This is a genomic window from Pigmentiphaga litoralis, assembly GCF_048632615.1.
Taxonomy (GTDB): Bacteria; Pseudomonadota; Gammaproteobacteria; order Burkholderiales; family Burkholderiaceae_B; genus Pigmentiphaga; species Pigmentiphaga litoralis_B.
The window spans coordinates 628,074-645,006 of record NZ_CP184479.1 but is presented as its reverse complement, the minus strand read 5'-3'; the positions used below and the strand labels follow the sequence as shown (position 1 = coordinate 645,006).

The 16,933-nt window shown below is 58.1% G+C and carries 13 protein-coding genes and 1 riboswitch; of the genes, 10 read left to right on the top strand and 3 right to left on the bottom strand.

Features of this window, described 5'->3' with window-relative positions:
- The first annotated feature begins 6 nt into the window (after positions 1 to 6).
- The gene (locus ACNANG_RS02910) at positions 7 to 1,248 is read left to right on the top strand and encodes a PepSY-associated TM helix domain-containing protein (RefSeq protein WP_420225918.1); all 1,242 of its coding nucleotides are present in this window, start codon (positions 7 to 9) and stop codon (positions 1,246 to 1,248) included.
- 125 nt (positions 1,249 to 1,373) lie between these two features.
- Here the strand turns inward: ACNANG_RS02910 and ACNANG_RS02905 are convergent, their stop codons facing one another.
- From ACNANG_RS02905 to ACNANG_RS02895, 3 genes are all read right to left on the bottom strand, one after another.
- Positions 1,374 to 2,837, bottom strand: a complete 1,464-nt coding sequence (locus ACNANG_RS02905) for a hypothetical protein (protein ID WP_420225917.1) — start codon at positions 2,835 to 2,837, stop codon at positions 1,374 to 1,376.
- 277 nt (positions 2,838 to 3,114) lie between these two features.
- Positions 3,115 to 4,191, bottom strand: a complete 1,077-nt coding sequence (locus ACNANG_RS02900) for a caspase family protein (RefSeq protein ID WP_420225916.1) — start codon at positions 4,189 to 4,191, stop codon at positions 3,115 to 3,117.
- Between the two features lie 2 nt (positions 4,192 to 4,193).
- Entirely contained in the window at positions 4,194 to 5,675 is a 1,482-nt protein-coding gene (locus ACNANG_RS02895) for a hypothetical protein (protein WP_420225915.1), read from the bottom strand.
- A gap of 418 nt (positions 5,676 to 6,093) precedes the next feature.
- Between ACNANG_RS02895 and ACNANG_RS02890 the strand changes: the two genes are divergently transcribed.
- The 9 genes from ACNANG_RS02890 (at position 6,094) to ACNANG_RS02850 (ending at position 16,802) form a co-directional block, all read left to right on the top strand.
- Positions 6,094 to 6,807 carry a peptidoglycan-binding domain-containing protein gene (locus tag ACNANG_RS02890; protein ID WP_420225914.1) on the top strand — a complete coding sequence of 238 codons (714 nt, stop codon included), beginning with the start codon at positions 6,094 to 6,096 and terminating at the stop codon, positions 6,805 to 6,807.
- Between the two features lie 562 nt (positions 6,808 to 7,369).
- Positions 7,370 to 8,566, top strand: a complete 1,197-nt coding sequence (locus ACNANG_RS02885; protein WP_420225913.1) for a urate hydroxylase PuuD — start codon at positions 7,370 to 7,372, stop codon at positions 8,564 to 8,566.
- 209 nt (positions 8,567 to 8,775) lie between these two features.
- Positions 8,776 to 9,972 (top strand): enoyl-ACP reductase FabV, encoded by a 1,197-nt coding sequence (gene fabV, locus ACNANG_RS02880; RefSeq protein ID WP_420225912.1) that lies wholly within the window; start codon positions 8,776 to 8,778, stop codon positions 9,970 to 9,972.
- A gap of 135 nt (positions 9,973 to 10,107) precedes the next feature.
- Positions 10,108 to 10,219: riboswitch (TPP riboswitch) on the top strand.
- Between the two features lie 159 nt (positions 10,220 to 10,378).
- Positions 10,379 to 11,521 (top strand): long-chain fatty acid--CoA ligase, encoded by a 1,143-nt coding sequence (locus ACNANG_RS02875; RefSeq protein ID WP_420225911.1) that lies wholly within the window; start codon positions 10,379 to 10,381, stop codon positions 11,519 to 11,521.
- Positions 11,518 to 13,143: an acyl-CoA reductase gene (locus ACNANG_RS02870; RefSeq protein WP_420225910.1), complete on the top strand. Its 1,626-nt coding sequence runs from the start codon at positions 11,518 to 11,520 to the stop codon at positions 13,141 to 13,143. Before ACNANG_RS02875 ends, ACNANG_RS02870 begins: the two co-directional genes overlap by 4 nt.
- Positions 13,124 to 13,987: an ABC transporter ATP-binding protein gene (locus ACNANG_RS02865; protein ID WP_420225909.1), complete on the top strand. Its 864-nt coding sequence runs from the start codon at positions 13,124 to 13,126 to the stop codon at positions 13,985 to 13,987. The genes ACNANG_RS02870 and ACNANG_RS02865 overlap by 20 nt, the downstream gene beginning before the upstream one ends.
- Before the next feature lie 115 nt (positions 13,988 to 14,102).
- On the top strand, positions 14,103 to 14,798 hold the full coding sequence (locus ACNANG_RS02860) for an ABC transporter permease (RefSeq protein ID WP_420225908.1): 696 nt from the start codon (positions 14,103 to 14,105) through the stop codon (positions 14,796 to 14,798).
- An 18-nt stretch (positions 14,799 to 14,816) separates the two neighbouring features.
- Positions 14,817 to 15,869 (top strand): ABC transporter substrate-binding protein, encoded by a 1,053-nt coding sequence (locus tag ACNANG_RS02855; RefSeq protein WP_420225907.1) that lies wholly within the window; start codon positions 14,817 to 14,819, stop codon positions 15,867 to 15,869.
- Between the two features lie 165 nt (positions 15,870 to 16,034).
- Complete coding sequence (locus tag ACNANG_RS02850; protein WP_420225906.1) at positions 16,035 to 16,802, top strand: 3-oxoacyl-ACP reductase; 768 nt, start codon at positions 16,035 to 16,037, stop codon at positions 16,800 to 16,802.
- Positions 16,803 to 16,933 lie beyond the last annotated feature (131 nt).

The following is a 16,933-nucleotide window of genomic DNA, read 5'->3' as shown; positions in this document are numbered from 1 at the left end:
TGACGCATGCGCAGGGCCTTGACCCTTATTCATCGATGGGCGGGCCTGACGGTTGCGCTATTCCTCATCGTCGCCGGGCTGACCGGTGCCATTACTTCCTGGGACCACGAACTCGACGAATGGTTGAACGAGGACCTCTATAAAACCGAAAGCCGCGGCGAATTCAAGGACCCCCTTGAACTCGCCGCCGCCATCGAAACCGCCGACCCCCGCGCCCGCGTCACCTACGTGGCCCTCAATTTCGAAGAAGGCCACACCGCCGGCTATTTCGTCGAACCGCGCGTCGACCCCGCCACCGGCGCCCCCTACACCCTCGGCTACAACGCCGTTTTCGTCGATCCCGTCACCGGCAAAATCGCCGGCCAGCGCGACACCACCGCCGTGTCCCTGTCCCGCGAAAACCTCATGCCGTTCCTGCGGACCGTGCACTACAGCCTTCACATCCCCACGATGTGGGGCACCGACCGCATTGGCTACTGGATTATGGGGACGGTGGCGCTGATCTGGCTGATCGACAGTTTCGTCGGCTTCTACCTGACCACGCCCCGCAAACTGCGGTTGCCGTCAATTCCCCATCGGCGTGATGCCGCGACGTGGTGGCAACGCTGGAAACCGGCGTGGATGGTGCGGTGGCGGGCAGGGGGCTACAAGCTGAACTTCGACCTGCACCGGGCAGGCGGGCTCTGGGTGTGGGGGATCATCATCGTGGTGGCCTTTACTTCGTTCTCGCTGAATCTGTACCGGGAGGTGTTCTATCCGGTCCTGTCGCTGGTTTCGAAAACTACCCCTGGGCCGTATGAGACACGCACGATGGCGCCGCTAGGGACGTTTATCGAACCCAAGCTGAGTTTCGCGCAGGTGGTACCCATGGCCGCAGTGGCCGCCAAGGAACGCGGCTTCGCCACGCCGCCGGGCGGGGTGTATTACGAGGGGCGGTATGGGTTCTATAACGTGTCGTTCTTTCATCCCGGTGGCGATCATGACCAAGGCGGGATGGGCCTGTCGAATCTTTATCTGGATGCGAACAGCGGCGCGGTGCTGAGCGAGAACCAGCCGTGGAAGGGAACGGTGGCCGATGTGTTCGTGCAGTTGCAGTTTCCGCTGCATTCCGGGCGGATACTTGGGATGCCTGGGCGGATCATGATGTCGCTGATGGGGTTGATCGTCGCGATGCTGTCGGTGACGGGGATTGTGATTTGGGCGAAGAAGCGGCGGGCTAAGGTGCTGAAAAAGAATCAACTTCCTTAGATCTACTGCGGGTCCAAGTGCCAATCACATTGGCATACGGTGTTTCACGCCACTAATGCAGAATTATAACTTTCTTACCTAGATTTATACTCGCATTCACAACGATACCGCTTGACCTGATAGCGTTAAACCGGCGTTTGCCTCAGTCGTTTCATAATCTTGCTCGCAAGCCATCCGCATAGATCAAGATTGGAGATCGCTGCAGCCAAGACCAGCATTGGCACCCGACGCGCTGCGAGCAATCTATCGACGTAACGACTATCCAGTAATTCGATTGCACTAGCTTCAGCAGCAAGGTCTCTAAAGAGGAAAAGTAAGTCTCCTTCTAAGCCACTGTATCGCCGCAACCAACCTGCACGTCCCCGGAATGTCGGAACGATTTCGGCCCATTCGTATAGCCCAGCAACACAGCGAAGCGCAAACGCCATGTCCGAGGCGTTATATATCCTATCTGTGGCAATCGGCGCTATGAGGTTGCCGTTCGAGTCGAGTGACGGATCTTTGCTCCGAGCATACCTAACGACTTCGACAGCTGATGCAGCCGTATCTGTAGCGAGAATAAAAAGTCGCTTAAAGGTTCGCCTAACGTCTTTGACGGCCGCGTTATCCGAAATATCTGAATCAAATGACTCCAGCAGGAGATCGAGGCTTTCGCGAACAATATGGTTCCAACTTGAGTCGTCATGAAAAATTACCCACTTTAAAAACAAACCCGAGGAGATTATTTCTTTAGGGGAGGCAAATATTGAATCTGAATCTAAGGCCTCAGGATTGAGCGCGGCAGCGCGCAATAGGATGTCCCAACTAGCCATCAGGATAGGGGGGCCGCGTAATAAACCTAACTCTTCATGTAAGCTTGTCGATCTCTCTGGGTTGTACGACGATCCATAAATAATCATATAGTGGAGTGACATTGCAACCACGTCGGGATGCATTGGACCCAGCAGGCGTGCAATCTTCTCTAGAACCCGTGTTATTAGCCGTCGATCCGAACTCGACTGGGCAAACAGAAGTTGTAATACATACAAACCAAACATCGGGTTTTCAAATTCACTGCTGAAAATGTGCTCTGTATGAAATGTCGATATTTGAGGGCGACCCTCAAGCATTTCTTTCCGAAGTGTTTCCAGGTGTGCAGGGGCACTGGCATTAGGGTCAAATCCATTACCCATCATTCCGTATGAAATCGACACGTCAGTTAAGTCAGGCACTAGCTTCATTTCAGCCGGGTCAACAATTAAATTGATATAACACTGTAGGGTCCAGCCCCTCGAAGCAGGTATCGACAAACACAGTGAATGGCCCTGTCGAGTATGACGTAGCACATATGCGCCTTCATCGACGAAAAGCGTTAATGTAAGCAAGCCCTGTAAAATATCAAAGGTTCCATCACGGCTGAGATCTGCAATCATGTCGCCATGCGAGTTAAAAATTTGAAAGCCTTCGAAGCTTGATCTGTACGAAGCATATTCGAAATCGTCGCAATTGCGTTCGAAGTTACGACGTTGTGGATCCCGAAGGCAAATTGCGATTTCACTCCCAGTGCCTAGTCTCAGAGTTGCATTTTCATGCTTGAGTAGGTTGTTCACAGCCTCTACATGATTGTCGTGTGCTGTCGACGTCGCAGACAGCGGAACTGGGCTGTCGAACAACGGCGAGGGGACATCTATCGTATATGGGCCCGCTCCCTGGCCAACTCGTACAAGCGTTTCGGACTCGTCAACTCCTACCTTAGACTTCGCCGCGTACAACCCTAGGGGCAAAGTGAGACCTAGGGGTGAAATACCTCTTCCAACTATTCTGAAGTTGCTATCGAGAATTAGAAGTTCTGCCTGAGGATTGTTCGTTTGAACAACAATTTCCCTTTCATAGTTCGACACGGCGGTTCCCTCCAGCGACGCGGAAAGAGATCGCTTCTTTATCGGAATGTTTGTATTCGTATAAGCCTGGCGTCAGTCTGAGAGTCCATGCATTGGCTTCTCGAGTGTAACTAAGCACAGGGCCGTTCTGAGTCGTCGAGAAAGTCCCAGAGTCGTCAAGTGCAAATACTCCAATAATTTTCGCTCCACTATCGATTAATTGAAGGTTGCTTGGTGCCGCGTTTTCCGCCCACACAAATGTCACCGCGCTTCCTTTATTCTTTGTCGAAAAATAGATTGTTCCGTTTGCAGGCAAATAGATCTCTGGACGCGGTGCTGCATTACTGCCTGAAATCTCGGTCCAGCTTTCAAGTAACCTGGCCTTCAACTCTGTCGCGTCTATACCCCGTTGACTTGAAGCAGGGAGTTCCTCAAGTAACTTGAACAGTGCATGTGTTAACAAACCGTGCACTTTATTGCCTCTTTCTTCAATTGGTCGCTCTTGAGCTTTCCCGCTCTTAGGGGCTGCATAGATTGATAGCAGAGGAACGTCGGCGGATAACGCGTCGTCAGGCGTGTCCCTGTAAGGTCTAGGCGTTGGAGTTCTTATAAATTCGGAGTCGCGGCAACAGTCCATTATGAGAACGACTTGGGCGAAAAGAGCCCAAGCCTTTGCGATTCTCGCGTAATGCGTACCGAAAATGTGTTCGTATGCAATACGTGTGGCATTGGCGCAATAAAGCGCGCCTTCTGCGTCTCGATCTTGAGTTTTGCTGCTAAATCCGTGTCCCGAGAAATAGAGATACAACCGACCCTTAACGCGATCAGGCATAGCCATGCGTCGATCCAGCATAGCCCTAAAAACATGGTCAAAATCATCAGCGATCGGTGGCGCTGCATATTTGTCGAAATCTGCTGGAATTTCACGCGGAGTAGTAATTTTTATTATGTTACATGGAAGCAATCCGGATTCGCCAAGCCATTTCTCGACCAGGGCGACGTCGTTAAGTGGACCGCTTAACTCAGCAAAGTTTCCGGCGGGGTACCAGCTAATGCCAACAAGAATTGCGTAGTCTTCATCCATAATTAAAATCCCGACGAAATTATATGGACGACACTTGCGAGCGTAGTTGCGTCATTGTCGAAATCTCCGTGAGAAACTGAGCCACTTCTGTGACCATCGTTGGTCTCGCTCACGGACCAAACAGCATTTCCCTGATCAGATAGTATCTCCCGGATGTTGGTTAGATACGGCGCGTTGTCGTTTAGTGAAATACTCAAGTGACGTTGCATTCCCAATAGAGGAATATCTACTTCCGACTCGACAACACCACAGACAAAATATAATAGTGAGCGTGGATATATAATAGGAATTAATTGATCCTTCCGCTCAAGTTCATCGCTCATACCGAAAATTCGAAAGCGATTTATTTTGCTAGAGTGTGCGGTGTACATCGTAGCAAAGTCGAAACTTGTACACGCAGGCGCAAGCATAATGACGTCGTAGGTTAAATGTGGCAGGAGCTCCGCTGAACGCGCAATCAATGCGTTGACAAAGATTGCCCCGGTGCTATGCGCAACTAGCGTAATCTTCGGCGGAATTTCGCCCGAATCTGCTAGTTTTCTCCACGTCTGTAGAATATGCTCCCCAGCGCCTCCTGGATTATTAAACGAGTCGATAGATGCGTCGCGTTTCATTTGGTTCCAGATAAAGATCCCTGCGCGGTCTAGGTAAGCTGCTCTTAGAACTTCCTCAACTATAGTCGTGTACGCTCCGTGATCTTTATCTTGTTGGTACCGTCTTAGAACAGCTATGACTACTTTCGCGATAAACGTTGCCACAGAAAGCCAGGAGATTCCACCTCTCGTTGATTGGGGATTTTCGGCGAGCAAGTCGTCAAGAGCTTGCTTATCGATCTTGCAATTTACAGCTACAGGCTCTACACCCAGACTGCGCGCCTTGTCTAAAGTCACGCGATTAGTAGTAATGGCCAACCCTGCTATTGTTGCTTGGAAGGAATCGTCCATTTCTAGTTCGGAAGCTATAGCTGACGACAATTCTATTTGGTCGAAGCCTAAATCTCTGGGGACTGTGTCTGCAGGGGGCGATTCGTTAATAAACGGGTTTATAGAAGACTTGCCATCGAACCAATCGTCGAGGTCGCTCCTTAATTGACGCTCTGCAACACTTCCCCCAAACCCCTTTGTAGCAATGGAGCTAGAGCCTTTCTTCAACACCCACTCACTGACCTTTTTGAATAATTCACGGAAAACCTTATCCTGTAGTACATCTTGGAGATTATTTCTAATCGTTTCGTAGAAGCCGCTTTCCCATACCGAAAAGATTGGATATGTCCCCGCACTTTCATATGTGTCGCTAAGCCTAGTCGCGATAGCGGTAGCAGTCTGTCGATCCACTAAACCACCGTGCGTGTGCCAAACAATTCCGCCAGCTAAAGTTGTGCGATAGGCCTGCTCAGCTATTCTCTCGGCGTCGATCAGACTGGTTACACCGTCGCCTAGTACACCATTTCTGGAGTGGACTACGTGGTCGTGGTGAATGTCCATTTTGACTCCGAGTTGAGACCGAGTTATTTGGCGCACATTCTCAGAACTTTGGAGTGCTGCCTATCAAACGGATGGATGATAATTACTTTGATTGATGGCAGTACGGTCTTTGGTTGGACAACGCATGGGCCGGGATCGACTCTCCCCAAGCCGTATCCCGCGCCGTTTGTTAGTGCAATGCACCGATTCGAGAATGGGATGGATGTCTGTGGTGAGCTTGCGACATGCATCTTGCTGTAGCTTGGCGCGTTCGTGAAAGAAGTTACGCCAGATGGATGAGGTGACAATCTCACCTCATTGTCATAAAGTTCATTGAACGTTTCAGTTTGTGCAATAAATCTATTCCTAAGTCCACACGCTCCAAAGAATTGCGTTCATCATCCAATGATCAACCAAATTAGAGATTTAGGAGAGCGAAATGCCTACTGGAGCGCAGCTTGCTGCCCTTGCTAAGACCAGGATCGGTGAGCAGTACCTAAATATTCTGGTGCCTAAGGATAACTCTGGATGGCACGGGCCGTGGGACTGCGCTGAGTTTGCATCTTGGTTGGCATATCAGACAGTCGGAAAGATTTACGGTTGTGTCGATAATAAAGCTAACCCTTCCATTGCCGAGGCATACTCGGGAGCTTGGGTGCGAGATATTGACAGGGGTCTTCTAAAAGTTAGTACGGAAGATGAGGCCTCTCATACCGCAGGCATTGTTCTGGTCCGGAGGCCTCCGACCTTGGGAAAGATGGGGCACGTGGCCGTTTCGGATGGTTTCGGCAAGACCATCGAGGCAGCAGGCAAAGGTTTGAATGTGCGGCAGGGTACTGTCCGCGGAAGACTATGGCATTACGTGGTTAAAATACCTGAGCTTTCTTATGAATCGACTGGCTTCGAAGCTCCGTTCGTTCAATTGCCTTTTATGCTTAGTTTTCAGTCACCGACGACGAAGGGTGATCTGGTGCTGCAGCTTCAACGCGCCCTCAAATCTAAAGGCTTTGATCCTGGCCTAGTTGACGGCGAGTTTGGGTTAATGACGTTAGCTGCAGTTGGCGCTTTCCAAGCTTCAGTAGACTTGGTGTCTGACGGAATCGTCGGCCCTTTGACCGCAGAGAAGCTTGGGCTGAAATTACCAGTTCAGTGACAGGTTTTCGTTCAGGCTGATTAAGGAATCGCACACAATACATTTGTGAGACGTACAGATGGACTGGGCTTAGATATTTGCCGCCAACCGCCGCTGCAATGACAGGCGTGGGTGGATCTTTGTGATTAGATCAAGCGCCAGCCCCATGTCACTTTCATTTTGAGCGGCATTGCAAAAGCGTAGATTGGCGGTTTATAGATCTTTGCAGCTTCATCGAGCCGCTTGGGCTCGGAAAGGGCCTCTGTAGCAATGCAGTTCAAGAGTTGTAGAGAGCGCCCCGACCTATCGCCCCCTTGACCTTTATTGTTAAGGGTTCATCTGTTGAGTGTTCGTGCTTCAAGCCTATGTCGACGGCGTCCCACAGTAATATGGCCTTAGCCCGGCGCGACATTGACACCGGCACAACCTCACGTCATGATCTGAGCCGACCTCGAATGAAGCGCAAGTGATCATTGATTGCAGTTGCGTGTACCCGGTCGCCGCGGCGCTTCAACCTTCGGCGCGACCTATCCAGCTCACAGCGCCCGCAGTGGTGAGCGATTGACTCTCAGACAGGATCGGCATGGAAGCCTATGTTCTTGACTGGGCCAATCTTCTGCTGCGCTGGCTCCACATCATTGTGGCCATCGCCTGGATAGGCTCTTCCTTCTACTTCGTCTGGCTGGACAACAGCCTCCTCAAGCCGCAGGACCCGGCGCTGCTCAACAAGGGCGTGTCGGGTGAGCTGTGGGCCGTCCACGGCGGGGGTTTCTACAATCCCCAGAAGTACATGATCGCGCCCAAGCAGCTACCCGAGCACCTGCACTGGTTCTATTGGGAAAGCTACTTCACGTGGATGTCGGGCTTTGCGCTCTTCATTGCCCTGTACCTGTTCAATGCGCAGACCTACCTGATCGACAAGAACGTGTTCGACTGGAGCCCCGTCGCGGCGGTCAGTGCGGCGTTGGCGATGCTGGTGGTGGGCTGGGTGGTCTATCACGTCATCTGTACGATCGCCGGGACCGAAGAAGGGTCCGATTTGAAGGTGGGGATCGCGGTCAGCTTGTTTATCGTGCTGGCGTCGTGGGTGGCCTGTCAGTTGTTTTCGGGCCGGGCGGCGTTTCTGCTGACGGGCGCGATGATCGCGACGATCATGAGCGCAAACGTGTTGATGGTGATCATTCCGGGGCAGCGCAAGGTGGTGGCGGCGATGCGGGCGGGGCAGCCGGTCAATCCGATCTACGGCAAGCTGGGCAAGCAGCGAAGCGTTCACAACACGTATTTCACGCTGCCGGTCATTTTCGCGATGCTGTCGAACCACTACAGCATGGTGTATTCGGCCAAGCATAACTGGCTCGTGCTTGTCGTGTTGATGCTGTCAGGCGCGCTGATTCGGCAGTATTTTGTGCTGCGGCACAAGGGTGTGAATCAGGTTGGATACCCGATTGCGGGCGTGGCGCTGATTATTGCGATTGCGGTGTGGATTGCGCCGGCTTCCGTCACAGCGCCTGCGCCGGCCAAGACGGCATTCACGGAAGCGGATACGGCCCAGGTGCAGCAGATTATCGGTCAGCGCTGCGCGATGTGTCATAACGCGGTGGTGCAGAACAAGGGTATCCAGCTGGATACGCCGGCTACGCTGACGTCGCATGCGCAGGCGGTGTATCAGCAGGCGGTGGTGCAGAAGACGATGCCGATGGCGAATGCGACCGGCATGACGGATGAGGAGCGTGCCTTGTTGGGCCGGTGGTTCCTGGCTGGGGCGCCGGCGCCGAAGTAAGCACGGGGGTTAAACAGCGCGGTTAGCGTGCGCAGGTCGGCGGTCGTCGGATTCAGTCGGCTCGCTCTGTGCCCCTGAGGCACACCCATCCATCGCGCCCTTCCCGGCGCAAATCAAGGGCGGCTTACGAGCCGCCCTCGTCATTTACAATGCCCCGCATGTCTCGCCACCACGGCGAGCCCGGCATTCCAGATAAAAAGGGCCTTCCCATGATCATCAAACCGCGCGTGCGTGGATTCATCTGCGTGACTACCCATCCGGTTGGCTGCGAAGCCAACGTCAAGGAACAGATCGATTACGTGACTGCTCAGGGTCCGATCGCCAATGGGCCGAAGCGCGTGCTGGTGATTGGCGGGTCGACGGGGTATGGCCTGGCGGCGCGGATTTCGGCGGCTTTCGGGTCGGACGCAGCCACGTTGAGCGTGTTCTTTGAACGCGCCGGCACGGAATCGAAGCCGGCCACGGCGGGTTGGTACAACACGGCGGCGTTCGAAAAGTTTGCGACGGCCAAGGGCTTGTATGCACGCGGCATCAATGGCGACGCGTTTTCGGACGCCGTGAAGCAGCGCACGATAGACGTGATCAAGGAAGACCTGGGCCAGGTGGACCTGGTGGTGTATAGCCTGGCGTCGCCGCGCCGCACGCATCCCAAGACGGGTGAGGTCTTCAATTCGACCTTGAAGCCCGTGGGCAAGGCCATCACGGTGCGCGGTATCGATACCGACAAGGAAGTGGTCAAGGACGTGACGCTGGAGCCCGCAAACGACAAGGAGATCGCCGACACGGTGGCCGTGATGGGCGGCGAGGACTGGCAGATGTGGATCGATGCGTTGCAGGAAGCCGGTGTGCTGGCTGACGGCGCGAAAACGACGGCCTTCACCTACCTGGGCGAGAAGGTCACGCATGACATTTACTGGAACGGTTCGATTGGCGCAGCCAAGAAGGATCTGGACCAGAAGGTGTTGAGCATCCGCGAGAAGCTGGCTGCCACAGGCGGCGACGCGCGGGTGTCGGTGCTGAAGGCGGTGGTGACGCAGGCCAGTTCGGCCATCCCGGTCATGCCGCTGTATCTGTCGTTGCTGTTCAAGGTGATGAAGGCCAAGGGCACGCACGAAGGTTGCATCGAGCAGGTGTATGGTCTGTACAAGGACAGCCTGTACGGCAACGCGCCGCATCTGGACGACGAAGGCCGTTTGCGTGCGGATTACAAGGAACTGGATCCGGCGGTGCAGGAAGAAGTGCAGAAGCTGTGGGACGAGGTCACGACCGAGACCATCTATACCCAGACGGATTTTGCGGGCTACAAAAAGGATTTCTTGCGTCTGTTTGGTTTCGAGATCGACGGCGTGGATTACAACGCCGACGTGAATCCGGACGTGCAGATTCCGAACGTCGTGCAGGTGTAAAGCGCGGGGCGGGTCAAGTCGGCGCGGCGGGCCTACGGAATGGCGCGTTGACCTTCGGCCCGTCAGTTCAAAATCCGTCCGGGCCGCCCACCTTTCCGCCTGAAAAGACGGCGTTGGCGGGGCAGGGGTATACTGCCTGCTGCTCCGGGGTGTGTCCGCGCGATGTTGAGCGGACGCTGAGATGACCTACCGAACCCGCGAACTTGACTCGGTTCATACCGACGTAAGAAGAGCTGTCTGCCGAACCGCGGCCCTAGGGCTGCACCCTGCACGACTTTCCTGATCGCTTTCGAAAGGGAAAGGCCACAGGCAGGATCGGCAGCGAATGGCGAGTGTCTGCCACGCTTTCGGAGCAAGGTTCCGGTTTCGACCGGCCAAGAACGCCAAGGCTCCAACGAGGCACCCTGTGACACACGCCGACCCCGCCGCACCGGGCATATCGCCCGACCTGCTCGTGGATCTCCTCGCATTCATCGATACACCGCAGGCGGCTGACGCCAAGGTCGACGATGCGGCCGACGCCGCCGCCGACGCTGCCTTCAACGCGCTGGCGCTGCGCCTGTTCGGCCATCAGTTCCAGCACAACGCCGCCTTTCGCCGCTACTGCCAGCAGCAGGGCAAGACGGCGCGCACGGTGCGCCACTGGCGCGACATTCCCGCCGTGCCGATCAACGCCTTCAAAGACCTGACGCTGAGCTGCGTGCCGCCTGATCAGTGCGAGCGCGTGTTCATGACCAGCGGCACCACGCGCGGCGATGTGAAGGGCCGTCATTACCATCCCCACCTGCGGGTGTACGACCTGTCGATGCGACGGCACTTTGCCGAGCGCGTGATGCGCGGCGCGCCTCGCATGCGGATGGGTATCGTGTTTCCGACTGAAGCGATGATGCCGAATTCGTCGCTGGCTCACTATCTTGAGCTGGCCAGGACGCATTTCGGGACGGAGGACAGCGCCTACTTTGTGGGGCCGGATGGGCTGGATGCCGACGCGTTGCGCGAGACCTTGCTGGACGTCGCGCAGAAGGGCGAGCCTTATGCGTTGCTGGGCGCCAGCTACAGCCTGGTGCATGCCATGGATGCGCTGCGGGAGCAGGGCGTCAAGGTCAAGCTGCCGCCGGGCAGCCGGTTGTTCGATACGGGCGGGTTCAAGGGCCAGTCGCGCGAATTGGCGATGGATGATTTCTACAATCAGTTGACCGAGATGTTCGGGGTGCCGGCCGAGTGGTGCATCAATATGTACGGCATGACGGAACTGAGCACGCAGTTCTATGACGATGGCAATGCCACGTTGCCGGCGGTGAAGTCCGGGCCGCACTGGATACGGTCGCGTACGGTGGACCCATTGACGGGGCTGGATGTGCCGAAGGGCGAGCGGGGTGTGTTGACGCATTGCGATCTGGCCAACTTCAATTCGGTTACCTCGATCCTGACGGAAGACGTGGGCATCACGGTGGATGGCGGGTTTCTGCTGCTGGGCCGGGCGGAAGGCGCGCAGGCCAAGGGATGCTCGATGGCGGTAGATGCGTTTCTGCAGGCGGCGCGGGCATGAGCAAGGCCGGCAACGCGGGGGCCAACGTGTCGCAGGATGCGGGCGCGCCTTCGGTGTCGATGGTTGAGCAGCGCAACAATGCGGTTGCCGGCAGGGTGGACGGTGCAAGTGGCGGACTCGCACGTTTTGGTCGCCGATCCAAATCGGCTTCGTCCACGCTGCGTCCACCCTTGACCGCTGTTGCGTGCCACGTCCCCGGTCTTGCCGCGAACGCCATGGGGTGGGAGATCTTGTCCTTCGAAGCACATGGCGAGCGGGTCGAGCTCTCCGTGCCACGGCTGACACCCGAGCAACTCGCTGACGTGGCGGACCGTGTGGCCGCGTCGTCACAGGACGTGATCGCCACCCTGCCGGTGATGGATGTTGTGGATGCCATCGACCGTGCCGTTGCACGCCTGCTCGACGTGGATAACCCCGACCGCCAACTGCTGGAACGACTGCTGCCCATCATCACCGGCTTCGATCGCGAAATGGTCCGGTCTGGCCTGAACGCCGCATTGAAGTCATTCCGCCGGCCGCAATTGTTGCGCTTCCTGGTCGAAGACTTTGGCGATCCCGGTCTGCTCGATGACTTTCGCCCACGCGTGAAGGGCGGCTGGACCAAAGCGTACGGCCCGCGTCTGCTGGGCCATGTCTGGGCAGGCAATGTGCCGGCCTTGCCCTTATGGAGCATGGTTGCAGGTCTGCTCGTCAAGGGTGGGAACATCGGCAAGGTGTCGAGTGACGAACCCCTGTTTGCCGGCGTGTTCGCGCGTGTGCTGGCCGAGGTCGAGCCGGGCCTGGCCGACGCGCTGGCGGTGCTATGGTGGCCGGGCAGCGATACGGCAATGGCGCAGGCGCTGTGCGGCAAAGTCGATGTGCTGATGGTGTACGGGGGCAATCCGGCTTTGGCCGCGTGGCAGCAGCATGTGCCGCCCGGCGTGCGTTTCCTGCCACATGGGCACAAGATCAGCGCAGGCCTGGTTGCCGTATCGGCGCTGGATGCGCGGCAGTCGCAGACCACCGCGCGGCTGGCGGCGCTCGATATGGTGCGGTGGGATCAGCAGGGTTGCTATTCACCGCAGGTGTTCTATGTCGAGCGCGGCGCGCAAGTGACGCCGCGTGCGTTCGCGCACCTGGTGGCGGGCGAGCTGGCGGCGCAGCACTATCGGTTTGGCCGCCGGGCGCTCTCGTTGGAAGAGACGGCCAGCATGGCGGCGTGGCGTCAGCGGCTCGATTTCCAGGCCATGCAGGATGATCGTGTGTCGATCATCGGCCCGGCGGACGCGCCGTGGAGCCTGGCTTTCCTGGACCTGCCGCAGCCCCCGCCACCCAGTGCGCTGAACCGCAGCGCGTGCGTGGTCGCGGTCGATCGCCTGGATGACGTGGCGGCGCTGCTCGCGCATCATCGCGCGCATCTGCAGACCGTGGGCGTCGCGGCCAGCCCGGAACGTCTGTTCCAGCTCGCGCCGCAACTGGCGGCGGCGGGTGCAACCCGGATCTGCGGCCTGGGATCGATGGCCACGCCCGAGGTGGGCTGGCATCACGATGGGCGGTTCAGTCTGTTGGATCTGGTGCGGATGGTCGACATCGAAGCGTCGGCCGAGACGCTGGCCGAGGCACATGCCTCGTATCGTGATTGAAGCGATGACGGGCGACATGAAACGCGATGACGCGCCGCTTACCCAGGCCGACGCAGCGCATGATAGTGCCGACGCGTTCCTGCGCATGAACGACGTCCGCTTCGCGTACGCGGGGTCGTTGCACCCGGTCGTCGACCACATCGACATGCACGTGCCTACCGGCGCGATCCACTGCCTGCTGGGCCGCAGTGGTTGCGGGAAGTCGACCTTGCTCAAGCTTGCCGCCGGATTGCTGCATCCGGACGCCGGGTCGGTCACCGTCGACGGCAACACCGTAGGCGAGCCCGATCTGGCCACGGGTTTTGTGTTTCAGTCGCCCACCTTGCTTGCCTGGCTGGATGTGCTCGACAACGTGCTGTTGCCCGTGTCCTTGCATCGCAAGCCCGCCGACGCCGACATTGCCGATGCCAGGGCCTTGCTCGCGCAACTGGGCCTGGCAGAGCTGCTGCATCGTTTTCCTCATCAACTATCCGGCGGGCAACAGAGTCGCGTCGCTATTGCCCGGGCCCTGCTGCGCAGGCCGCGCCTGCTGTTGATGGACGAGCCGTTCGCTGCGCTCGACGCGTTGACGCGCGAGGCCTTGCAGGATGCCTTGCTGGCGGTATGCGCCACGCAGGGCGTGACGGTGCTGTTCGTGACGCATGACATTGCCGAGGCGGTGTATCTCGGTGATCGTGTCATGGTGGTGGAGCAGGGCAGGCTGCAATGCGATGTTCCTGTCACGGTGGGCCGGCCGCGAATGTCTGGTGTGCGGCATCGCGCCGATTTTAATGCGGTCTGCATGCAACTGCGCGAGGTGATGGAAGCGGGTGAGCGCGCTGCGATCGTAAGGATGGTCGGATGACCGGACAATCGAAGCGCGACGCAACATCGGGCGCGCATGCGGTCTTCCGCTCCCCGGCCTGTGGTCGATTGGGCTCCTGCTTGCTGCCCTTTTGCTGTGGCAGGGGGCAGTCACGGTGTTCGATTGGTCGCAGCTTGTCCTGCCATCCCCGGGTGTCGTGGCCGCGTCGCTGTACCGCGGTTTTTCTACAGGCTACTTCTTGCCGCATATCTGGCAGACCACGATGGAAGTGTTGCTGGGCCTGGCGCTGGGCGGGGCGATTGGTTTCGCCTGCGGACTTGCCTTGGGCGAGTCGGCGTTCGTGCGCCGCGTGGTCATGCCCTATGTCGTTGCGAGTCAGGTCATGCCCAAGCTGGCGCTCGCGCCGCTGCTGACGGTGTGGCTGGGCTTTGGCACCTTGCCCATGGTCGTGATTACGGCGCTGGTGTGCTTTTTTCCGTTGCTGGAAAGCACGCTGACGGGGATCGGCCAGGCGGACCCGGCGCGGCTGGAACTGTTCCGCATGCTGGGCGCCTCGCGCTGGAAAACGTTGTGGCGGCTGAAGGTGCCGACGGGGCTGCCCGGCATTCTGGCGGGGCTGCGCATGGCGGTGGTGCTGGCGCTGGTGGGTGCGGTGGTGGGTGAGTTCATTGGCGGCAGCGTGGGCCTGGGCGCCCTGATCATTGCCGCGCAGGGATCAATGGATACGCCGTTGATGTTTGCCGTACTGGCACTGATCACCGTGCAAGGATTGCTGCTGTATCACGCCGTGGTCGGGCTGCAGCAGTTCCTGCTGCGCCGCTATGTCGGCCCGTTGACGCCAGGAAGCTGAACCTAAGGACTTTGAACGATGAGAAGAACATTCCTGCGCCGCACCGGCGCGTTGGCGGCAGCTGCCGCATTGACGTCGATGAACGCGCTGACGCTGGCGCTGATGCCGACGACAGCCGCGCACGCGCAGGCTGCGCCGGCCGCGCCGGCCAAGCCCACCGCACTGCGACCCTTCACGCTGGCCGGGTGGAGCAAGCCAATCACCGAAATCACGCACCTGCTCGTCGAAGAAGAGAAAGGCTTTTTCCGTAGCGAAGGGCTGGCGCTGAACTACCTTCCCGGCGCGGGCGGTGGCGATGCCCTGCGCAATCTGCTCAGTCGTCAGGCAGACATCGCGTTTACCGATCCGGGTTCGTTTTTCGCGGCGTTGGACAAGGGCGAGAAGCTGCGGGCGGTGTACGACATCTACCCGCAAAACGTGTTCAACGTCGTGTCGCTACCTGCCAGCAATATCCGCAAGCCCGGCGACCTGAAGGGCAAACGAGTCGGGGTCTACAGCCTGTCGAGCGGCACGCTGCAGAACCTGCAGATTCTGCTGCAGCAGGCGGGTTTGAAGAAGGACGACGTGACCGTGGTGGTGACCGGGCTGTTGAACTTTGCGCCGCTGATTCAGGGGCAGGTGGACGCCACCGCCGCGACCGATACGGGCCTGGCCCTGGCGCGCCGCCGCGGCGTGCGTGACCCGCAGGTGATCGAAGTGGGTGACTACCTGAACTATTCCAGCGACATTCTCGTGGTGCGCGAGTCGACGTACCAGCAGAACAAGGATATGCTGCGCCGTTTTCTGGCGGGCTTTCGCCGCAGTGCGCAGTGGATGATCGATCAGCCGGCCGAAGCCGCGCAACTGGCCGTGAAGCGGGCCATTGACGGGCAGGATCCCGCGTTGAATCGCGAGATAATTGATATCCGCAACCGATCGGCCGTGTCGACGCTGACGAAGGAACGCGGGCTGGGCACCCTGGACGAGAAGAGTTTGCAAGCTGCCGCCGACGCGTATCGCAAGCTGGGGCTGATCGAGCGCGACATTCGCATTCGGGATGTGATCGGCACGGACCTGTTGTCGCCAAGGTGAACGTACGCGAAGCCGTGAACACCCTACGCGGCGGCCCGTGCCAAGCGCGAGCAAAACGCATGCATCAATGACCAGCCACGCGCGGCCTGGCACTCGCCGCCATTGCAGGCAGCCATTCTGAAGTACTGAACACAACCTCGATTCTTTCCACACAAAGGCCAGCTGATGGACTTCAAGAACAAGGTCGTACTGGTGACCGGCGCAAGCCGCGGCATTGGCGCGGCCATCGCCACGGCCTTTGCGAGAGAAGGGGCCGTTGTTGCCGTCAACTATCTGCAGAACGACGCGGCGGCGGGTGCGACGGTGGACCGGTGCATTGCCGCGGGCGGTGACGCGTGGGCCGTCAAAGCCGATGTGACTGATGCCAAGGCTGTGCAGACGATGGTGGACGAGGTGGTGCTCGAAGCCGGCAAGATAGATGTCGTCGTCAACAATGCGTTCCGCCCCTATCGCTTCGATCCGGACACGCGCCGCCGCTTTGCGGAGCTGGACTGGACCGCCTATCGCGAACAGTTCGATGGCGCGGTGCAGGGTGCATGCAATGTGTGCCTGGCCGTGTTGCCGCACATGCGCGAGCGGGCAAACGGCAGCATCATCAATATTGCCAGTGATCTGATCGAACAACCGGTCGTGCCTTATCACGACTACGCCACGGCCAAGGCCGCGTTGACGGGCTTCAGCCGGCACTTGGCCGCGGACTTGGGGCCGTCGAACATCCGGGTCAATTGTGTGGCGCCTGGCCTGGTATGGCCCACGGATGCCAGCGCCGGCACGCGCGAATCGATCCGCGAACAGATCGCAAGCCAGACGCCCTTGCGGCGCATCGCCACGCCCGAAGACGTGACCGGACCCGTGCTGTTCCTGGCGTCGGACTGGAGCCGGTTCATGACGGGGCAGGTGTTGTTCGTGGATGGCGGACTGGTCATGCGCTAGGCGGGCCCGTTACCGACGACGCCTGGAACAATCAGACCCTAGGCAAAGACATCTCGAGTACCCCACCTCGAACGACGACATCGCAACCAACGCCATCGCAACCAACGACATCTGAAACGACGACGCCCACC